The sequence below is a fragment of the Streptomyces sp. NPDC037301 genome (assembly GCF_055602785.1).
The window spans coordinates 71,752-91,678 of the sequence record NZ_JBVJWD010000016.1; the positions used below are offsets into that span (position 1 = coordinate 71,752).

At 69.3% G+C, this 19,927-nt stretch carries 16 protein-coding genes; 2 read left to right on the top strand and 14 right to left on the bottom strand.

Going from position 1 to position 19,927, the window contains the following annotated elements:
• Window positions 1-12: 12 nt before the first annotated feature.
• Window positions 13-1,599 (bottom strand): Na+/H+ antiporter, encoded by a 1,587-nt coding sequence (locus ACZ7IB_RS24910; RefSeq protein WP_470915788.1) that lies wholly within the window; start codon window positions 1,597-1,599, stop codon window positions 13-15.
• Window positions 1,600-1,840: 241 nt separating this feature from the next.
• On the opposite strand from ACZ7IB_RS24910, the gene ACZ7IB_RS24915 reads away from it, so the two are divergent.
• Window positions 1,841-4,156 carry a glycosyl hydrolase family 95 catalytic domain-containing protein gene (locus ACZ7IB_RS24915; protein WP_470915791.1) on the top strand — a complete coding sequence of 772 codons (2,316 nt, stop codon included), beginning with the start codon at window positions 1,841-1,843 and terminating at the stop codon, window positions 4,154-4,156.
• Between the two features lie 71 nt (window positions 4,157-4,227).
• On the opposite strand, the gene ACZ7IB_RS24920 is transcribed toward ACZ7IB_RS24915, so the two are convergent.
• From ACZ7IB_RS24920 to ACZ7IB_RS24935, 4 genes are read right to left on the bottom strand one after another with little or no spacing between them, the layout of a single operon-like run.
• Window positions 4,228-4,704 carry a GNAT family N-acetyltransferase gene (locus tag ACZ7IB_RS24920; protein ID WP_470915793.1) on the bottom strand — a complete coding sequence of 159 codons (477 nt, stop codon included), beginning with the start codon at window positions 4,702-4,704 and terminating at the stop codon, window positions 4,228-4,230.
• The gene (locus tag ACZ7IB_RS24925; protein ID WP_470915796.1) at window positions 4,701-5,642 is read right to left on the bottom strand and encodes an RluA family pseudouridine synthase; all 942 of its coding nucleotides are present in this window, start codon (window positions 5,640-5,642) and stop codon (window positions 4,701-4,703) included. Before ACZ7IB_RS24925 ends, ACZ7IB_RS24920 begins: the two co-directional genes overlap by 4 nt.
• Before the next feature lie 23 nt (window positions 5,643-5,665).
• Window positions 5,666-6,256 (bottom strand): signal peptidase II, encoded by a 591-nt coding sequence (lspA, locus tag ACZ7IB_RS24930; RefSeq protein ID WP_470915798.1) that lies wholly within the window; start codon window positions 6,254-6,256, stop codon window positions 5,666-5,668.
• A gap of 58 nt (window positions 6,257-6,314) precedes the next feature.
• The gene (locus ACZ7IB_RS24935; RefSeq protein WP_470915800.1) at window positions 6,315-7,178 is read right to left on the bottom strand and encodes a TraR/DksA family transcriptional regulator; all 864 of its coding nucleotides are present in this window, start codon (window positions 7,176-7,178) and stop codon (window positions 6,315-6,317) included.
• Window positions 7,179-7,718: 540 nt separating this feature from the next.
• On the opposite strand from ACZ7IB_RS24935, the gene ileS reads away from it, so the two are divergent.
• A complete protein-coding gene (ileS, locus tag ACZ7IB_RS24940; protein ID WP_470915802.1) occupies window positions 7,719-10,886 on the top strand; it encodes an isoleucine--tRNA ligase in 3,168 nt (1,055 codons plus the stop codon).
• Window positions 10,887-11,219: 333 nt separating this feature from the next.
• Here the strand turns inward: ileS and ACZ7IB_RS24945 are convergent, their stop codons facing one another.
• The 9 genes from ACZ7IB_RS24945 to ftsW all read right to left on the bottom strand — a co-directional run bounded on the left by ACZ7IB_RS24945 (window position 11,220) and on the right by ftsW (window position 19,867).
• Window positions 11,220-12,362 (bottom strand): DivIVA domain-containing protein, encoded by a 1,143-nt coding sequence (locus ACZ7IB_RS24945; RefSeq protein ID WP_470915804.1) that lies wholly within the window; start codon window positions 12,360-12,362, stop codon window positions 11,220-11,222.
• A gap of 49 nt (window positions 12,363-12,411) precedes the next feature.
• A complete protein-coding gene (locus ACZ7IB_RS24950; RefSeq protein WP_404246591.1) occupies window positions 12,412-12,696 on the bottom strand; it encodes a YggT family protein in 285 nt (94 codons plus the stop codon).
• A 70-nt stretch (window positions 12,697-12,766) separates the two neighbouring features.
• Window positions 12,767-13,384, bottom strand: coding sequence for a cell division protein SepF (locus ACZ7IB_RS24955; protein ID WP_470915993.1), 618 nt, complete (start codon window positions 13,382-13,384; stop codon window positions 12,767-12,769).
• Between the two features lie 126 nt (window positions 13,385-13,510).
• On the bottom strand, window positions 13,511-14,230 hold the full coding sequence (locus ACZ7IB_RS24960) for a YggS family pyridoxal phosphate-dependent enzyme (RefSeq protein ID WP_470915807.1): 720 nt from the start codon (window positions 14,228-14,230) through the stop codon (window positions 13,511-13,513).
• A 6-nt stretch (window positions 14,231-14,236) separates the two neighbouring features.
• A complete protein-coding gene (gene pgeF, locus ACZ7IB_RS24965; protein ID WP_470915809.1) occupies window positions 14,237-14,986 on the bottom strand; it encodes a peptidoglycan editing factor PgeF in 750 nt (249 codons plus the stop codon).
• Window positions 14,983-16,197 carry a cell division protein FtsZ gene (gene ftsZ / locus ACZ7IB_RS24970; RefSeq protein WP_470915812.1) on the bottom strand — a complete coding sequence of 405 codons (1,215 nt, stop codon included), beginning with the start codon at window positions 16,195-16,197 and terminating at the stop codon, window positions 14,983-14,985. The genes pgeF and ftsZ overlap by 4 nt, the downstream gene beginning before the upstream one ends.
• 277 nt (window positions 16,198-16,474) lie before the next feature.
• On the bottom strand, window positions 16,475-17,269 hold the full coding sequence (locus tag ACZ7IB_RS24975) for a cell division protein FtsQ/DivIB (RefSeq protein WP_470915816.1): 795 nt from the start codon (window positions 17,267-17,269) through the stop codon (window positions 16,475-16,477).
• Window positions 17,270-17,320: 51 nt separating this feature from the next.
• The gene (gene murG, locus ACZ7IB_RS24980; protein ID WP_266361976.1) at window positions 17,321-18,415 is read right to left on the bottom strand and encodes an undecaprenyldiphospho-muramoylpentapeptide beta-N-acetylglucosaminyltransferase; all 1,095 of its coding nucleotides are present in this window, start codon (window positions 18,413-18,415) and stop codon (window positions 17,321-17,323) included.
• A gap of 6 nt (window positions 18,416-18,421) precedes the next feature.
• A complete protein-coding gene (ftsW, locus tag ACZ7IB_RS24985; RefSeq protein WP_470915824.1) occupies window positions 18,422-19,867 on the bottom strand; it encodes a putative lipid II flippase FtsW in 1,446 nt (481 codons plus the stop codon).
• Window positions 19,868-19,927 lie beyond the last annotated feature (60 nt).

A 19,927-nucleotide genomic window follows, 5' to 3' on the forward strand; every position in this document is an offset into this window, starting at 1 on the left:
GCGGGCGCCGCGTCACCGCAGGCTGCGTACGTCCAGCTGCCGCAGCACCCGGTCGACGACCTCCGGGTCCGTGCCCGCCTCATTGCGGGCCGAGAGCACCGCGTGGCGGGCGGCCGACATCATTTCTCGCTGGACGCGGTTGACCGCCTTGAAGCGTTCGGCGCGCTTCGCGTACGCCTCGCGGCGCTCGTCGTCGACCATGTCGGGGCTGATCCGCGCCCCCACGTCGTACGCCAGCCGCTGCAGCCGCTCCGCGACCTCGTCCGGGAACTCCTCGACCTCCCGGATCTCCTTGAGCCGCTGCTTCGCGGCCTTCGCGGCGCGGATCGCGAGGTCCTTCTCCAGCGCCTCCTCGGCGTCCGTGTCCGCCCGGACCCGTAGCTTGCGGACCAGCCACGGCAGGGTGAGTCCCTGGACGACAAGCGTGGCCATGATCACGGCGAAGGCGATGAAGACGATCTCGTCACGGCCCGGGAACGGCTTCCCGTCGTCCGTCTTCAGCGGAATCGCGAGCGCCAGCGCGACCGAGGCCACTCCCCGCATCCCGGACCACCACATGACGACGGTCTCCCGCCAGCTGGTGGGGATCTCCTCGCTGACGTCGCGCCGGGTGTGCAGCCGCTTGGCGAGCCAGGTCGCGGGCAGCAGATACAGCAGCCGTACGCCGACGACGACCGCGACGACGGCCAGGCCCCAGCCGAACATCTGGAGCTCGCGCCCGTCGGCCGTCCCGAAGACGTTGTGCAGTTCGAGGCCGATCAGCCCGAAGGCGACCCCGGTGACGAGGGTGTCGACGATCTCCCAGAACGTACGGCCGGTGAGCCGCCCGAGGACGTCGTCGGCGTCGGCGGTGTGCTCGGCGAGGAAAAGCGCGGTGGTGAGGACGGCGAGGACACCCGACCCCATCAGCTCCTCCGCGAGGACATAGCTCACGAACGGCACCAGCAGGGTGAGGCCGACCTGGAGCGTGGCATCGCCGAGCAGGCCCATGAGTTTGATGGTGATCCAGCCGAGCGCGACACCCACCGCCACGGCGACGACCGCGGAGAGGATCAGCAGCCCGAACGCCTCCGGCAGCGAGAACGTGCCGCTCACCGCGGCGGCGATCGCCACGTGGTACAGCACGATCGCGGTCACATCGTTGAACAACCCCTCGCCCTCCAGGATGGAGACGAGTCTGCGCGGCAGCCCGACCGAGCCCGCGACAGCCGTCGCCGCGACCGGGTCGGGCGGGGCGACGAGCGCGCCGAGCGCCACGGCGGCGGCGATGGGCAGTCCGGGGACGATCGCGTTGGCGACCGCGGCGACGGCGGCCGTCGTGATGAAGACCAGCGCCACGGCCAGCAGAAAGATCGGTCGTTTATTGGCGGCGAACTGCCGCCAGGAGGTGCGCTGCACGGAGGCGTAGAGCAGCGGCGGCAGCAACGCGGGAAGAATAATCTCGGGCGGAATGTTCACATTCGGCACGAAGCTGAGGAACGCCATGCCGACTCCGGCGAGCGTCATCAGCACCGGCGCGGGCAGCCCGAGACGCTCCCCGAGTGGCACCGTGACCACAGCTCCGAGCAACAGCAGGAGGAGCAGTGCCATTTGGTCCACGAGGTGCCTTCCGGAACGCGGCGAGCCGGCCTCATCGGTCGGTCGATCTGGACTTCAAGCCTGCCACGCAAGGCCCGCAATCCAGACAACACCCCCTCCATATCGCCGCTCTGAGCGACCATTCCTCCGATGTCTATGTCGTCAACCCCCTTCCGCTACCTACCCGGGGCGGGCAGTATGCGGCGTGCGTCATTCAGGGACAGGAACCCTCACCACATACATGACTGGCAGGAGAAATCACGTGCCCGCGTTCTCCCGAAGGCATTTCGTCGGCGCCGCCGCTGCCGGCACATCCGCGCTCTGGCTCGCCGGCTCCCGCACCGCATGGGCCGCAGCCGCCCCCGCACCGACGGGCCACCCGGACGCCGACATATACGAGAAGACCGTCCGCGACGCCGCCATGACCTGGCGCACGCTCCCCACCGGCTGGCAGCAGGCCCCCTTCCTCGCCAACGGCTACCTCGGCGCCCAGCTGTACGCGGGAAAGGCCGCCAACACCCTGAAGCTGATGCTCAGTCACAGCCAGGTGCAGGATCAGCGCGGCCAGTGGCGCGGCGGCATCGGCTTCTCCCGCCTTCCCATCGGGTACTTCACCCTGACCCTCGCCGGGGAGATCACCGCCGTCGACTGGACCCTGGATCTGTACGACGCCGAGCTGCGCGGCACCGTCACCACCACGCGCGGCTCCCTGGGGTTCTCCGCCCTCGTACAGAACGACACCAGCGCCCTGCTGATCTCCACCAGCCCCACCCCCGGCGAGGAGTCCGCCGCCTGGTCCTTCCAGTGGCTGCCCGCCGCCACCACCCGCAGCAGCGGCAAGCCCGAGGACTACACGGCCAACCCGGACCCGCGGGTCGGCGACGGCTTCGTCGAACAGCCGCTGCTCGCGGGCGGCGGCTGGACCACCGCCTGGCGCGAGCAGCGCGAGGGCACCGGCCGGCTGCTCGCCGCACACCTCGTGTACCGATTCCCCGGCCAGGTGTCGCAGGCCACGACCGCCGCGCTGAGGGCAGTGGACCGCACCCTCGCCGCCGACCCCGACCGGTTGGTGGACCGTCACCGCACCTGGTGGCACGCGTACTACCGGCGCAGCTTCCTCTCCGTACCGGACAAGCGGCTGCAGAGCTTCTATCTCACCCAGCTCTACAAGCTCGCCGCGTCGACCAGGGCCGAGGGTCCGACGATCTCCGAATGGGGCCCGTGGTTCCCCGAGGTCGGCAACAACTGGACCGCGGTCTGGTGGAACCTCAACGTCCAGATCGGCATGGCACCCATCCACGGCTCCAACCACCCCGAACTCGACTCGGTGACGGGCGCCTTCCGCCGCTTCGAGCACAACCTCCCGACCTCCGTCCCCGTCGACTACCGCGACGGCGAGAGCTACGCGCTGGGCCACCCCTCCGACTGGCAGCTGCGCGCAGGCGATACGTACGACGTCGGCGCCCCGGGCTCGGACCATGTCTCCGACAACTTCGGCAATCTCACCTGGGCCCTGCACAACGTCTGGCAGTCCTACCGGCACTCGATGGATCTGTCCGTCCTGCGCGATGTGGTGTATCCGATCCTCGCGAAGGCCATCAACTTCTACGCGCACTTCCTGCACGAGGGCCCGGACGGCAGGCTGCATCTGCTGGAGACCCGCTCCCCCGAGTACGCCAACGCCGAGGACTGCACCTACGACCTCTCGCTCGTCCGCTGGGGTGTGCGCACCCTGATCGCGTCGGCGAAGCTGCTGCGCAACAACGATCCGCGGCTGAAGCGCTGGCAGGACATCGACCGAAGGCTCACCCCGTACGCCGAGGACCCGGCGGCCGGCGTCATGATCGGCAAGGACGTCCCGCTCGCCGACTCGCACCGGCACCACTCGCATCTGCTCTGGCTCTACCCGCTGCGCGAACGGAACTGGGACCGGGCCGGGGACCGCGATGTGATGCGGCGCTCCATGGACCACTGGGTCTCCATGCAGCAGCTGTGGCACGGCTACAGCTACGCCACCGCCTCGTCCATGTACTCGGTGATGGACGAGCCGGAGAAGGCCCTCGACTTCCTGACCTTCTTCACCGATCTGAAAGTGGTCGCGGACTGCCAGATGACCGTCAACACGATGTACCGGGAGGGCAAGAACCTCGCCCTGGAGAGCCCGCTGTCCGCCGCCCAGTCGATGCTCGACATGGTGGTGCAGGGCCACGAGGGGGTGGTGAAGGTCTTCCCGTCCGTCTCGGACCGCTGGGCGGACGCGTCGATCGCGTCACTGCGCACCCAGGGCGCCTTCCTGGTGGACGCGGACCGCTCCGGCGGTGCCACGCGCTGGGTACGGGTGCACAGCGAGGCGGGCGCCCCACTGACCCTGGAGCACTCCGTCGCGGGCCGGATCGACGTACGGGACGCGCACGGGCGCCCGCTGCACTGGCGGGAGACCGGGCCGGGCCGGATCACGGTCGCCCTGCCACGCGGTGGCACGGCGGTGGTCACTCCGCACGGCGCACGCCACCCCGGTACGGGACCGCGCGATGTGCCGTCGAACGGGGCGTGGACGCGATGGGGCCTGCCGGGCTGACCCTGACGTATGCGGGGGGGGGTGCCGCTCGCTCCGTACGGCCGGGGCGGCACCCGGCACTCGTTCGCTTGCTACAGAGCGCGGCGCATCGCCCGGTGGGCGATCCCGGCGTCCGGGAATTCGGGGCCGTACACCACATACCCGAGCCGCTCGTAGAAGCCGAGCGCATGGGTCTGGGCGTGCAGATCGACGGCGGCCAGACCGAGCTCACGGGCCGCGTCCTCAATGGCCCGTACCAGCGCCACGCCGACGCCGAGACCGCGCGCCTCCCTGGTCACCGCCAGCCGGCCGAGCGAGCCCACGGTGAGGTCGCCGCCGGTCTTGGCGAGGGCCGCCGGACCGTGCAGCAACCGCCCGGTACCGAGCGCGGAGCCGTCCGCCGCGACGGCGATCACATGCACCGCGTCAGCGTCGTAGGCGTCGTACTCGATCTCCTCGGGCACGTTCTGCTCGCCGACGAAGACGTCCTTGCGGACCTGGAAACAGGCGGCGCGGTCCTGCTCGTCGACGATGGTACGGGTGGTGTACGGGGCGGACGTGCCGGTCATTCGCTCTCCGCCGCGATCTTGTCCAGGGCGTGCTGGAGGTCGTCCGGGTAGCTGCTGGAGAACTCCACCCAGCTGCCGTCGGACGGGTGCTCGAAGCCGAGCCGGACGGCGTGCAACCACTGCCTCGTCAGGCCGAGGCGCTTGGCCATCGTCGGGTCGGCGCCGTAGGTGAGGTCACCGACGCAGGGGTGGCGGTGGGCCGACATGTGCACCCGGATCTGGTGCGTACGGCCCGTCTCCAGCTTGATGTCCAGGAGGCTGGCGGCGCGGTAGGCCTCGATGAGGTCGTAGTGCGTCACGGAGGGCTTGCCCTCGGCCGTGACGGCCCACTTGTAGTCGAGGTTGGGATGGCGCCCGATGGGGGCGTCGATGGTGCCGCTCATCGGGTCCGGGTGTCCCTGCACCAGCGCGTGGTACTTCTTCTCGACGACCCGGTCGCGGAACTGGGCCTTCAGCAGGGTGTAGGCCCGCTCGGACTTGGCGACGACCATCAGGCCGGAGGTGCCGACGTCGAGACGGTGGACGATGCCCTGGCGCTCGGCGGCGCCGGACGTCGAGATCCGGTACCCGGCCGCGGCGAGACCGCCGATGACGGTCGTGCCGGTCCAGCCGGGGCTCGGGTGGGCGGCGACCCCGACCGGCTTCACGATCACGACGATGTCGTCGTCGTCGTGCACGATCTCCATGCCCTCGACGGGCTCGGCGACGATCTGCACCGGAGCGGGTGCCTGCGGCATCTCCACTTCCAGCCAGGCGCCGCCCCGTACCCGCTCGGACTTCCCGACCACCGCGCCGTCCACCTGCACCTTCCCGGCAGCGGCCAGGTCGGCGGCCCTGGTACGGGAGAAACCGAACATCCGGGAAATGGCGGCGTCGACACGCTCGCCCTCCAGACCGTCGGGTACGGGCAGGGTGCGGACCTCGGGATACGTACTCACCTGTCGAGTATGCCTTGCGCCCGCTAGTCCTTGTGCACGGTCCCGTCGGGGTCCAGGCCCTTGAAGGAAAGGATCACGATCAGGATGCCGCCGCAGACGATCGCGGAGTCGGCGAGGTTGAAGACGGCGAAGTGGGCAGGGGCGATGAAGTCCACCACCGCGCCCTGGAAGGTGCCGGGAGCGCGGAAGATGCGGTCGGTGAGGTTGCCGAGCGCACCGCCGAGCAGCAGGCCGAGCGCGATGGCCCACGGCAGGCTGTAGAGCTTGCGGGCGAGGCGGGCGATCACGACGATGACGGTCGCCGCGATGAAGGTGAAGATGATCGTGTAGGCCTCGCCGAAGCCGAACGCGGCGCCCGCGTTACGGATCGTGTCGAGCTTCAGCCAGTCGCCGAGGATCTCGACCGGCGGGTGGTGTTCCAGCTTCGCGACCACGATCATCTTGCTGATCAGGTCGAGCAGATAGGCGAAGACGGCCACGGCGAAGAGCACCATGATCATCCGCTTGCCCCTGCTCGGGGCCGTCTCCTCGACCCGGCTCTCGGTCTCGTCCCCTTCGGTCCCCTCAGCATCGGGGATGTCCGGCGTACCGATGATGCGCTCCGCCTCTGCCACGTGAGTCCCTCAACCTAGGTTCCTGACTGAGGACGAGGGTACGACACACAACCACGGATCAACCGCGGCGCTCCTGCTTCTGTTTGTCCTCGACGCAGAGCGTGGCGCGTGGGAACGCCTGCATCCGCGCCTTGCCGATCGGATTGCCGCAGACCTCGCACAGTCCGTACGTCCCGGCGTCGAGCCTGGCCAGGGCCCGCTCGGTCTGGTCCAGCATCTCCTGGGCGTTGGCGGCGAGCGACATCTCGTGCTCGCGAGTGATGTTCTTGGTGCCGGTGTCCGCCTCGTCGTCACCCGCCCCGTCGCCGGAGTCGCGCATCAGCCCGGCGAGTGCGGCACTCGCGGCCTCCAGCTCACTGCGCAGCCGCATGATCTCGCTGCTCAGCACGGCCCGCGCCTCTTCGACCTCTTCCGGCGTCCAGGGGTCCTCACCCGGCCGGACCGCCAGCTCGCCGGGGGCTGTCGTGGCGACTCCACGGGCCGGGGGCACGGGCGCCGCACCCTTGCCGGCCGTGCGGGTCCGGGCCGCGCTCTTCTTGGCTACCACCGTCTGGGCTCCCGTCTGCTCGGCGGCCTCGGCCGCCACCGTGGCCGCCGCAGCGGCCTTCTTCGAAGCCTTCTTGGCCGCGCTCTTCTTCGCAGTTGCCTTCTTGGCCTGCGCCGCGTGCTCGACGGGCGCCGCCCGCTTCCGGGCTGCGGTCTTCTTCGCCGCGGTCTTCTTCGCAGCCGCCTTCTTCACGGCCGCCGCCGTCGGGCCGGCCTCGGGGACGGGCTCCGCATCCGCCGTCTCCACACCCGCCTGCGAACCGCCCTGCGCACCCGCCTCTCCGCTCGTCCTCCCGGCCGCCGCACCCGTGGATCTCGCTGACGCCGACTTCTTTGCGGCGGTCTTCTTCTTTGCGGCGGTCTTCTTCGCCACCATGGCCGCGGCCCCTTCACATATTGTGATCTTGCGCGCGAATCGTGCTGGGACGATAAATCGACCCCAGCCCCGCGGCAACGGGGCACGCCGCCGAATCGCCCCTCCCCGTGTCCGGATACCGACGCGCCTGAATCCGTTGTGCCCAGCTCCCCGCCGGGTAATCCGCCTCCCGGCCCCCGCCCGGACTCCGTACGTCCGCGTCTGCCCATTCGGGTCACGCCCCGCCCCACGGGTTAAACCGGTCGGCCGTCGCCCGTACGGGCCCGTACACTGGCCTCAGCGAGAGGCGTGGATGGGACGAGTAGCGTCGTACGCAGCCAGGAGCGACCCGGGGACGGTGCGAGCCCGGGGGCGAGCGCGTCGTGAAGATCACCCGGAGCCGTCGGAAGAAAGCCGCAAGGCGAGTAGAACCGGCATCGCGACCCCAATGAGGGGGCCACGGGTGCACACCCGGGGCCAAGGAGGGTGGTACCGCGGGAGTCGATGAGGCTCTCGTCCCTCCGACGGAAGTGGAAAACGTCCGCCGGAGGAAGTCCGCCCATGACATCGCCGCAGTACCGCCAGGTACCCGCCCAGGTCGACCTGCCCGCGCTGGAGCACGCCGTGCTCGATTTCTGGCGCGAGAGCAAGGTCTTCGCCAAGAGCCTCGAACAGTCCGAGGACCGCCCCGAGTGGGTCTTCTACGAGGGCCCGCCCACCGCCAACGGTATGCCCGGCGCCCACCACATCGAGGCCCGCGTCTTCAAGGACGTCTTCCCCCGCTTCCGCACCATGCAGGGCTACCACGTCGGCCGCAAGGCCGGCTGGGACTGCCACGGACTGCCGGTCGAGCTCGCGGTCGAGAAGGAGCTGGGCTTCAACGGCAAGAAGGACATCGAGGCGTACGGCATCGCCGAGTTCAACGCCAGGTGCCGCGAGTCCGTGACCCGCCACACCGACGCGTTCACCGAGCTCACGACCCGGATGGGCTACTGGGTCGACCTCGACGACGCCTACCGCACGATGGACCCCGAGTACGTCGAGTCGGTGTGGTGGTCACTGAAGGAGATCTTCAACAAGGGCCTGCTGGTCCAGGACCACCGCGTCGCCCCCTGGTGCCCCCGCTGCGGCACCGGCCTCTCGGACCACGAGCTGGCGCAGGGTTACGAGACCGTGGTCGACCCGTCGGTCTTCGTACGCTTCCCGCTCACCTCCGGCCCGCTGGCCGGCGATGCCTCGCTCCTCGTCTGGACGACCACCCCCTGGACCCTGGTCTCCAACACCGCCGTCGCCGCGCACCCCGACGTCACCTACGTCGTCGCGACCAACGGCGAGGAGAAGCTCGTCGTCGCGCAGCCGCTCGTCGAGAAGGCGCTGGGCGAGGGCTGGGAGACCACCGGCCAGGCCTTCACCGGCCGCGAGATGGAGCGCTGGACGTACGAGCGCCCGTTCACCCTCGTCGACTTCCCGGCGGAGGCCCATTACGTGGTCAACGCCGAGTATGTGACGACCGAGGACGGTACGGGTCTGGTCCACCAGTCCCCGGCCTTCGGCGCCGACGACCTCGTCGTCTGCCGCGCCTACGGCCTCCCGGTCGTGAACCCGGTCCGCCCCGACGGCACCTTCGAGGAGAACCTGCCGTTGGTCGGCGGCGTCTTCTTCAAGAAGGCCGACGAGGCGCTCACCGAGGACCTGGCCGCCCGCGGCAAGCTCTTCCGGCACGTCCCTTACGAGCACAGCTACCCGCACTGCTGGCGCTGCCACACCGCGCTGCTCTACTACGCGCAGCCGTCCTGGTACATCCGTACGACCGCCGTCAAGGACCGGCTGCTCGAGGAGAACGAGAAGACCAACTGGTTCCCCGACTCGGTCAAGAACGGCCGTTTCGGTGACTGGCTGAACAACAACGTCGACTGGGCGCTGTCCCGTAACCGCTACTGGGGCACCCCGCTGCCGATCTGGCGCTGCGAGGACAGCCACCTCACGTGCGTCGGCTCGCGCGCCGAGCTCAGCGAGCTCACCGGCACCGACCTCTCCGGTCTTGACCCGCACCGCCCGTTCATCGACGAGATCACGTTCACCTGCTCGCACGAGAACTGCCAGCTGGAGGCGTACCGCGTCCCGGAGGTCATCGACGCCTGGTACGACTCGGGCTCGATGCCGTTCGCGCAGTGGGGCTACCCGTACAAGAACAAGGAGATCTTCGAGAGCCGCTACCCGGCGCAGTTCATCTCGGAGGCCATCGACCAGACCCGCGGCTGGTTCTACACGCTGATGGCGGTCGGCACGCTGGTGTTCGACAAGTCCTCCTACGAGAACGTGGTCTGCCTGGGCCACATCCTCGCCGAGGACGGGCGCAAGATGTCCAAGCACCTCGGGAACATCCTTCAGCCGATCCCCCTCATGGATCAGCACGGCGCTGACGCGGTGCGCTGGTTCATGGCGGCGGGCGGCTCCCCGTGGGCGGCGCGCCGCGTCGGCCACAACACGATCCAGGAGGTCGTCCGCAAGACCCTCCTGACGTACTGGAACACGGTCGCCTTCCAGGCCCTGTACGCCCGTACGTCGGACTGGGCGCCGTCCGCGGCCGACCCGGCCCCCGCGGACCGCACGGTCCTGGACCGCTGGCTGCTGAGCGAGCTGAACGCGCTGGTGGACCAGGTCACGCAGGCTCTGGAGGGTTACGACACCCAGCGCGCCGGCAAGCTCCTGTCCGCGTTCGTCGACGATCTGTCCAACTGGTACGTACGCCGCTCGCGCCGACGCTTCTGGCAGGGCGACAAGGCGGCCCTGCGCACCCTGCACGAGGTCATCGAGACAGTGACCCGGCTGATGGCCCCGCTCACCCCGTTCATCACCGAGCGGGTCTGGCAGGACCTGGTGGCTCCGGTCGCCCCGGACGCCCCCGAGTCGGTCCACCTGTCCGCCTGGCCGAAGGCGGACCTCGCGGTCATCGACCCGACGCTCTCCACCCAGATGGCGCTGGTTCGCCGCCTGGTCGAGCTGGGCCGGGCCACCCGCGCAGAGTCGGGCGTCAAGACCCGTCAGCCGCTGTCCAGGGCCCTGGTCGCGGCGGCTGGCTTCGAGTCCCTCTCCCCCGAGCTGCACGCCCAGATCACGGAGGAACTGAACGTCTCCTCGCTGGCCTCCCTCACTGATTCCTCCGCTGGTCCAGCGGGCGGCGGTTCGCTGGTCGACACCACCGCGAAGGCGAACTTCCGTGCGCTCGGCAAGCGGTTCGGCAAGGGCGTCCAGGCGGTCGCGAAGGCCGTCGCGAACGCCGACGCGGCAGCCCTCTCGCTGGCCCTGCGCGAGGGCACGGCGTCGGTCGAGGTGGACGGCGAGACGGTCACCCTCTCCCCCGACGAGGTGATCATCACCGAGACGCCGCGCGAGGGCTGGTCGGTGGCCTCCGACTCGGGCGCGACAGTCGCCCTGGACCTGGAGATCACCCCGGAACTGCGACGTGCGGGCCTCGCCCGTGACGCGATCCGCCTCATCCAGGAGGCCCGCAAGAACAGCGGCCTGGACGTCGCGGACCGCATCGCCGTCCGCTGGACTTCCGCCTCCCCCGCCACGGTGGAAGCCCTGACCGAGCACGCGGCCCTGATCGCGGACGAGGTCCTGGCCCTGGACTACGCCCAGGGCGAGGCGGACACGGCATACGGCACCCCGTTCGAGGACGAGGGCCTGTCACTGAAGTTCCGCCTCCGCAAGGCGGAGCAGTAGCCCAAGCCCATCGGAGGCCCGCCCGGAACAAGTGCTCCGGGCGGGCCTCCGGCGTTCTCCCCTACCCGCCCCTTCCCGTAACCGGGGCTTCGCCCCCGAACTCCCGCTCCCCAATCGCCGGAGGGGCTTGATTGTGCCGGGCGCGACGTGAGGTTCAGCCGCGCCGGCGTTCGAGGCGCGGGATCTGGGGCGGAGCCCCAGTTCGGGAAGGGGCGGGTCGGGGAACAGGCCCGCCGCACCCCCGCCCACAGCAAAAGGGCCGGGCCCCGGGGAAAACCCCGGGGCCCGGCCCTCAGCCTGCCGACGGCTACGCGCTCACCGCGCGTACCCGGCTCAGTTGTCGTCCTCGTCGATCAGGAACCCGCGCATCGGCGAAGGAGCCTGCTGCATCGGCTGCGGCGCCTGCGGCCGCACCGGCGCCATCGGCTGGGTCATCGCCGGCGACATCTGCTGCTGGCCACCGTACGAGGGCCCACCGCTCATGGACGGGTTGCTGCCCATCTGCTGGTTGCCGTGACCGCCGTGGTTGCCGCCCATGGTGTGACCCATGGCATTCGCACCGGCCGGAGCCAGCGAGGGCGACGGCGGCAGCGAAGCGGTCGCCGGGGTCCGCGGCGGGGCCAGCGAGTCGTCGGCCTGGGTCTCCAGCTGACGCAGCTGGCTCTCCAGGTAGGACTTCAGCCGGGTCCGGTACTCGCGCTCGAAGCCACGCAGGTCCTCGACCTTGCGCTCCAGCGTCGCGCGGGCCGACTCCAGCGAGCCCATCGCCACGCGGTGCTTCTCCTGCGCGTCCCGCTCCAGCGCGTCCGCCTTGGCACGCGCGTCCCGCTCCAGACCCTCGGCACGGCTGCGCGCCTCGCCGACGATCTTGTTGGCCTCGGAACGGGCCTCCGCGATCGCCTGGTCGGCGGTCTGCTGTGCGAGCGAGAGGACACGGGCGGCGCTGTCGCCACCGGGGCCCTGACCGGGCTGCTGCATCTGCGGCGGCTGCTGCATCTGCTGCATCTGCTGCTGCGGGGCGTGACCGCCCATCGGGCCACCCATCGGGCCACCCATGGGACCGCCCTGCATCGGACCGGGGCCGTGCGGGCCCTGCGGGCCGGGGCCGTGCTGGCCCTGGGGACCAGGACCGTGACCGCTGGGACCGGCGGGCAGCTGCGGAGCACCACCGGGCAGCTGGGGCGGACCCATCTGCGGGGGCTGCTGCTGGACCGGCGGACCCGATATGGCGGCGGGCACAGGTGCCCCGGGACGGTCCTGCGGCTCCGGCTTGCGCATCCCCTGCTGCTGGTTCTGCGCGGCGGCACGCGTGGCGGCGGCCAGCTTGGCGCGCAGGTCCTCGTTCTCACGGAGCAGGCGGGTCAGCTCGGACTCGACCTCGTCGAGGAAGGCATCGACCTCGTCCTCGTCATAGCCTTCTCGGAGACGGACGGTCGTGAACTGCTTGTTCCGCACGTCCTCGGGGGTCAGCGGCATCTCTTCTTCACCTCTACGTAGTCGTCGGCAGTCGGCAAGACCGTATCGCTCACAGCCTGATCACGATGTTGATCAGGATGTAGACGATGATCATCAGAACGAAGAAGGACAGGTCGAGTGCCACGCCCCCGAGACGCAGCGGCGGGATGAACCGCCGCAGAAGCTTGAGCGGTGGATCCGTGACAGTGTAGGTGGCCTCAAGTATGACCACCATCGGCTTGCCGGGCTGCCATGAACGTGCGAACTGGAAGACGTAGTCCATGACCAGCCGGAAGATCAGCACGATGAGGAAACACATCAACGCGATATAGACAACCTGCAGTGCGACGCCCATTTCGCGCTTCCCTCTCCCCTGACTCTCGTAGCTCCGGCCTTACGGCCGGGTCGTTCCCGGTGTCGTGTTCTCAGCTCTGGTTGAAGAATCCGCCCTCAGCAATGCGGGCCTTGTCCTCCGCCGTGACATCGACGTTAGCAGGCGACAACAGGAACACCTTCTGCGTCACGCGCTCAATGCTGCCATGGAGACCGAAGACGAGTCCTGCGGCAAAGTCGACAAGTCGCTTTGCGTCCGTATCGTCCATCTCCGTGAGATTCATGATCACCGGAGTGCCCTCACGGAAGTGTTCCCCGATGGTACGGGCCTCGTTGTAGGTCCTGGGGTGCAGCGTGGTGATGCGATAGGGCTCCCGCTCGGACACAACCTTGGGCATGATCACCGGTGCGTTCTTCTCCATGTTCGGGCGTTCAGGTGTGATGGATGCCACGGGGGCGATTCGGGCGGGTCGCTCCCTCTCCGCCGGGATCTGAACCGGCTCCCGCTGTGCGGGAGGATGCACCACTCGTACCGGTTCATCCCTTTCACGGTCCCGCTCCACCTGATGCGCGGACTGATGCCGCCGCCGGTCGCGCTCGGGCTCCGGCTCGGGTTCGAATTCGTCGTCGGGGTCGAACCCCGGACCGTCGTACCCATCGTCCTCCACGAGGCCGAGGTAGACCGCCATCTTGCGCATCGCGCCGGCCATGCTCTGAGTCCTCCGCTCTGTGGTGGATCGGCATCTGTCACCAAGTGCCCCGCGATCCACTGAGGCCTGCCCGCCAAAGGCGGGAATGACCATATTTTCTGCTGTGGTCCGACTTGCTTGGCGACGTTACCCGAGCCTCGGTCGGACTCCGAGTACCGCCGTACCGACGCGCACATGTGTCGCTCCGGCCGCAACCGCTTCCTCGAGGTCCGCGCTCATCCCTGCGGAGACCATGTTCGCAGCCGGATGGTTCCCGCGCAGGTGGGATGAGAATTCCATCAGCCGGTCGAAGGCGGCGCGTTGCCGTCCCGCGTACGGTCCGGCGAGCGGCGCGACGGTCATCAGACCGCCGAGCCGCAGCCCGGGCGCGGATTCGACCGCGGCGGCCAAATCCTCGATCCCGTCCGGCGCGACGCCGCCCCGGTCGCCCCGTTCGCCGCTCTCCGCGTCGAGTGCGACCTGGATGAGGCAGCCGAGTTCGCGCCCCTCGCGCACGGCCGCCGCCGAGAGAGCCGTGACCAGTTTGGTCCGATCTACCGACTGCACGACATCGGCATAACTCGCCACAGAACGAACCTTATTCGTCTGCAGTTGACCGACAAAGTGCCATGTGAGCGACAGATCCGCACATTCGGCTGCCTTGGGTGCCGCGTCCTGGTCACGATTCTCTGCGACATGACGCACACCGAGTTCATGCAGAATCCGCACATCGCTCGCGGGGTAGGTCTTGGTGACCACGATGAGGGTCACTTCTTCCCGTTTGCGGCCGGCAGCGATACAGGCGGAAGCAATGCGTTCCTCCACCCGTGCCAGGTTTTCGGCGAGTTGAGTCTTACGGTCCGTCATGCCCTATCAGTCCAACCAGACATATCCGGCGAGCCGCCCGGTGGTGCGGTCGCGGCGGTACGAGAAGTGGTCGCCCGATTCGAGGGTGCAGACCGCAGACGCGTGCCGGTCCTGGACCCCGAGGGCTTCGAGCTGGGCGTGGACCCCGGCGGTGACATCCACAGCCGGGGTGCCCCAGCTGGTCTCGGACCATGAGGCCGGGACACTCTCGGCGACCTCTGCACGCATCCGGGACGGGACTTCGTAGCACCGTCCGCAGACCGCCGGTCCGGTGCGGGCGATGATCCGGGAGGGCTCGGCGCCGAGCCCGATCATGGCCTCGACCACGGCGGGGACGACTCCGGCGACCAGACCGGGACGGCCCGCGTGCGCTGCCGCCGCGATCCCGGCGACCGGGTCGGCGAGCAGTACGGGGGTGCAGTCGGCGGTGAGCACGGCGAGTGGGAGTCCGCGCCGTGCGGTCACCACCGCGTCCACCGCGGGGATTTCCGAAGCGTCTCCCCACGGGCCGTCGACGACCGCGACATCCCGCCCGTGCACCTGGTTCATCCAGACGACCTGCGCCGGGTCCAGACCGAGGGCCCGCGCGGCGCGCTCCCGATTGGCCAGAACGGCGGCGGGGTCGTCTCCGACCGCGCCGCCGAGGTTGAGCTCCTCGTACGGAGCGGCGCTCACCCCGCCCCACCTGTCGGTGAAGGCGAAGTGCGCGCGACCCCCCGAGGGTACTGAAGACACTGCGTGGTGCGGACCTATCACTTCAAGAAGTCCGGAACATCCAGCTCTTCGGCCTGGGAGTCCTGGTAGGGACGGGCCGGCGGGATGTGCGGCGGAGCGACCGGCGGCAGATGACTCTCGCCGGCCGCCGGAACGGGCTCGGCCTGGACCGGGGGCTCCTCGCGCGGGGGCACGGAACCCAGTCCGCCGGTCTGGCGCACGGGCTCGGCGCTGCGGACCGGAGGGGCCGGCTCCTCACGCTTGGTGGCGTTCGCGCCCAGGACGTTCTCGCGACGGGCCGGCGGCTGTCCGCCGTCGAAGCCCGCTGCGATCACGGTGACGCGTACTTCGTCGCCCAGAGCGTCATCGATGACCGCACCGAAGATGATGTTCGCCTCGGGGTGCGCCGCCTCGCTCACCAGCTGGGCCGCCTCGTTGATCTCGAAGAGACCGAGGTCGCTGCCGCCGGAGATGGAGAGCAGGACACCGCGGGCACCGTCGATGGACGCCTCCAGGAGCGGCGAGGAGATCGCCATCTCCGCGGCGGCCACCGCGCGGTCGTCGCCGCGGGCGGAACCGATGCCCATGAGTGCCGATCCGGCCTCGGACATGACCGACTTGACGTCGGCGAAGTCGAGGTTGATCAGACCCGGGGTCGTGATGAGGTCGGTGATGCCCTGGACACCCGAGAGCAGCACCTGGTCGGCCGACTTGAACGCGTCGAGCACGCTGACCTGGCGGTCCGAGATGGACAGCAGCCGGTCATTGGGAATGACGATGAGGGTGTCGACCTCTTCGCGGAGCTCGGCGATGCCGTCCTCCGCCTGGTTCGCGCGTCGACGGCCCTCGAAGGTGAACGGGCGGGTGACCACGCCGATCGTCAGGGCGCCGAGCGAACGCGCGATGTTGGCCACGACGGGTGCGCCGCCGGTGCCGGTGCCGCCACCCTCTCCGGCGGTGACGAAGACCATGTCGGCCCCCTTGAGGACCTCCTCGATCTCCTCACGGTGGTCCTCTGCCGCCTTGCGACCGACGGCCGGGTTGGCCCCGGCGCCGAGGCCGCGGGTGAGTTCGCGGCCGACGTCGAGCTTGACGTCGGCGTCGCTCATCAACAGGGCTTGCGCATCAGTGTTGATCGCGATGAACTCGACGCCCTTGAGGCCGACCTCGATCATTCGGTTGATGGCATTGACACCACCGCCGCCGACACCGATGACCTTGATGACTGCGAGGTAGTTCTGTGGTGCTGCCACGTCGAAGGCCTCTCGCCTCGAGTTACGTGTCGTCGCTTCGCGGTAGTACCGCCGCGACGACGGATGCCGATTGGGACGGTCCGAAACGCCGACCCAAACCCTAACGTTGAAGTTTAGGGTTACCAGTGTGTCTGCTTCATGGACTCTTCCGAACAGGACACTAAGTCGACAAGTGGCGCACGTTCAACGAACACGCCGAACCTCCCGTTTTTCTTTTCACCCTATGTGATCACCCGTAGCGCTGACCAACCAGGGTGCTGGCCAGGCCAAATGTGCGTCAACTGCCCGACACCGCAGGGGCGGTGGGCGCACTCACGTCGAAGTGTCCCGCTTTGGGAGCGGCTTTCATGAGAGCGGTGAGGACTCTTGCCTTCACCGGACCTTCTCCACCGCTGCCCCAGACCACCGTGCGCCCCCGGGTGAGTTCCAGGGAGATCGAGTCGTACGAGGTGACCCGTACGACCTTGGTGTCCTTGGCGACGCCGGCCGGAAGTTCACCCGCGACCCGGACCGCTTCCTGCACCAGCCGGGCGCTGCCGAAACGGCGCAGACTTGCGGACTGACCAGGCGTCAATTCCAGCAGCGGCACACGCCCGGGCGATTTGTCCACCGTTGCGAAGCGCACGCCTTTCGCGTCCACTTCAATGAACTTTGTGCCCTTTTTCACCAACAGGACCGGCTGTCGCTCGATCACCTTAAGTCCGATTCCGTGCGGCCATGACCGTACGACATCCACCGAGTCGATACGAGGCAACTTCTGGCGCAACCGGTCGGCGATGGCGTCGGTGTCCACGGAGATCAGCGGGGCCCCGATCGGTACCGCCGCCACGGCTTCCACCTCGGCCGGTGTCAGTACGTCGACACCGGTGGTCCTGACCTGTTCGACCCGGAGCCAGGAGGAGCCGTAGAGCGCCCAGACGGCGCCGGAGGCGATCAGCAGCACGAGCACACCGGTCACGATCAGCTGTCTGCGGCTGGGCAATCTGCGCCCTTCGGTGCGCGGACTCGGCGGGCGGGCCGGAGAGTTCTCCTGCTGCGCTGCACCGCGCCGGGCGGTCGTCGGTCCGGCCACGCTCGCTCCTTATGCCGGGTCCGGGGGCCACCGCTCCCGGACCCGTCCGCCTCACGCGTTGCGGCGTGCGGCAATCGCCTCGTACACCATGCCGACGAGCAGGTCGTCGGCGTCCCGGCGGCCGAACTCGGCGGCGGCGCGGGACATCTCGTACAGCCGGTGCGGATCCGCAAGCACCGGAAGGACGTTGCCCTGCACCCACTCGGGGGTGAGCGCCGCGTCGTCCACCAGCAGACCGCCGCCGGCGTTGACCACCGGCTGGGCGTTGAGCCGCTGTTCGCCGTTGCCGATGGGCAGCGGTACGTAGGCGGCGGGGAGCCCGACGGCTGAGAGTTCGGCGACGGTCATCGCACCCGCGCGGCAGAGCATCATGTCAGCCGCCGCGTACGCGAGATCCATCCGGTCCACGTACGGTACCGGGATGTAGGGCGGCATCCCGGGCATGTTGTCGACGCGCGGCAATTCGTTCTTCGGGCCGACCACGTGCAGGATCTGGATCCCGGAGCGCTGCAGCAGCGGGGCGACCCGCTGGACCACTTCGTTGAGGTGGCGGGCGCCCTGCGAGCCTCCGGAGACCAGCAGCGTCGGCAGGTTGGGATCGAGACCGAAGGCGGCACGCGCCTCGGGGCGGACCCGGGCCCGGTCCAGGGTGGCGATGGTCCGGCGGAGCGGGATGCCGATGTAGCGGGCACCACGCAGCTTGCTGTCAGGGGTGGAGACGGCGACCCCGTGGGCGTACCGCGAGCCGATCTTGTTGGCCAGGCCCGGCCGGGCGTTGGCCTCGTGGACGACGATCGGCACACCTGCCCGCTTGGCGGCGAGATAGCCGGGCAGGGCTACGTAGCCACCGAAGCCGACCACACAGTCCGCCTTGGTGCGTTCCAGGACCTGCTCGGCGGCCTTGATGGTGCCGCGCAACCGTCCCGGGACGGTGATCAGTTCCGGGGTGGGCTTGCGCGGCAGCGGCACGGCCGGGATCAGGGCGAGTTCGTACCCCCGCTCGGGTACGAGCCTGGTCTCGAGTCCGCGCTCCGTGCCGAGGGCAGTGATTCCCACGGTCGGGTCCTGCCTGCGCAGGGCGTCCGCGAGGGCAAGCGCGGGCTCGATGTGGCCGGCGGTCCCCCCACCGGCGAGTACGACATGCACCGAAATTCACCGCTCTCCGGACGGACGCTTCTTGACGCGCCGTCTCATCGTCTTCCATCTCACCCCGGGCCTCCGCATGGCCAGGGCCGCCTTCGCCGCAGGATCCTCTCGCGCGAACGCGATCAGCAGCCCGACGGCGAACATGGTCGGCAGCAGGGCCGATCCTCCGTAGGAGAACAGCGGGAGCGGGACACCGGCGATCGGCAGCAGGCCGAGCACCGCACCAATATTGATCACGGCCTGCACCGTGATCCAGGTGGTCACACCTCCCGCGGCGTACCTCACGAAGGGGTCCTCCGTGCGTCCGGCCACGCGGATACCCGCATAGCCTAGAGCCGCGAAGAGGGCGAGTACCGACAGCGTCCCCGCCAACCCCAGTTCCTCCCCGGTGATGGCGAAGATGAAGTCGGTGTGCGGTTCAGGTAGTTGGCCCCATTTTTCCACACTCGCGCCGAGCCCGGAACCGAACCATCCACCGGACGCCAGAGCATAGATGCCGTGCACGGCCTGCCAGCAGGAGTCCCCCGGCCCGGGTTCGCTGGCGCCGATGCAGGCGAGCCTGGACATCCGGTTCGGGCTGGTCTTGATCAGCACGAAGGCGATCACTCCGGCGAAGGCGAGCACCCCGGCGAAGAGCCGGGTGGGTGCCCCGGCCAGCCAGAGCAGTCCGAACAGGATCGCCGTGAGAATGATCGCAGTGCCCATGTCGCCACCGAGCATGATCAGCCCGAGGAGCATGAAGGCGACCGGGACGAGCGGTACGAGCATGTGCTTCCACTGCGTGAGCAGCCGTTTGTCCTGTTTGCGGGCGAGCAGGTCCGCACCCCACAGGACCAGGGCGAGCTTCCCGAACTCGCTGGGCTGGAGCTGGAAGGGGCCGCCCAGATAGAGCCAGTTCTGGTTGCCGTTGACCGACATCCCTATCCCCGGCACCTGGACCAGCACCATCAGGAAGACGGTTCCCATGAGCAGCGGATAGGCGAACGCCCGGTGCAGTCTGGCGGGCATCCGGGCAGCGAGCGCCATCAGTCCGGCGCCGATGACTGCGGCGAGGAACTGTTTACGGAAGAAGTAGGTGCCGGGTTTGTCCAGCTCCAGGGCCTTGATCATCGAGGCGGAGTAGACCATCACCAGGCCGAGCACGGTGATCAGCAGGCCGGCGCCCAGGATCAGGTAGTACGCGGTCAGAGGGCGGTCCCAGGCCCGGCGTGCCTGCTCGTACATCCGCCGCACACCGCCGCCGCGGGGGGACCGGGGGCCTCCGGAACGCCCCTTGGAGCGTGGCGCCGAGGGGCGCCGGGAGCCGGTGACCGACCGGACCCGCAGGGCGGGGCCGAGGGGCGCCGGGGAGCCCGCAACCGCGAGCAGGGGCGGGGTGAGCGCCCGGCTGATCGCCGCGGTGGCCCGTGAGCGGCCCCCACGGAGCGCGGCGGAGCTCTCTTCGGCCGGCATTGTCGCTGTCCCCTCCACTGCTCGTGCCCGGGGCTGCTCCCGAGGGCCGGGGCCCGTGGC

Coding starts and splice junctions, on each gene's coding strand:
- ACZ7IB_RS24945 (WP_470915804.1), bottom strand. CDS start 12,362: ATGCCGCTGACCCCCGAGGACGTGCGGAACAAGCAGTTCACGACCGTC.
- ACZ7IB_RS24935 (WP_470915800.1), bottom strand. CDS start 7,178: ATGGTGGCGAAGAAGACCGCCGCAAAGAAGAAGACCGCCGCAAAGAAG.
- ACZ7IB_RS24950 (WP_404246591.1), bottom strand. CDS start 12,696: ATGGGCGTCGCACTGCAGGTTGTCTATATCGCGTTGATGTGTTTCCTC.
- ACZ7IB_RS24960 (WP_470915807.1), bottom strand. CDS start 14,230: ATGACGGACCGTAAGACTCAACTCGCCGAAAACCTGGCACGGGTGGAG.
- ileS (WP_470915802.1), top strand. CDS start 7,719: ATGACATCGCCGCAGTACCGCCAGGTACCCGCCCAGGTCGACCTGCCC.
- ACZ7IB_RS24955 (WP_470915993.1), bottom strand. CDS start 13,384: ATGGCCGGCGCGATGCGCAAGATGGCGGTCTACCTCGGCCTCGTGGAG.
- ACZ7IB_RS24920 (WP_470915793.1), bottom strand. CDS start 4,704: ATGACCGGCACGTCCGCCCCGTACACCACCCGTACCATCGTCGACGAG.
- ftsW (WP_470915824.1), bottom strand. CDS start 19,867: ATGCCGGCCGAAGAGAGCTCCGCCGCGCTCCGTGGGGGCCGCTCACGG.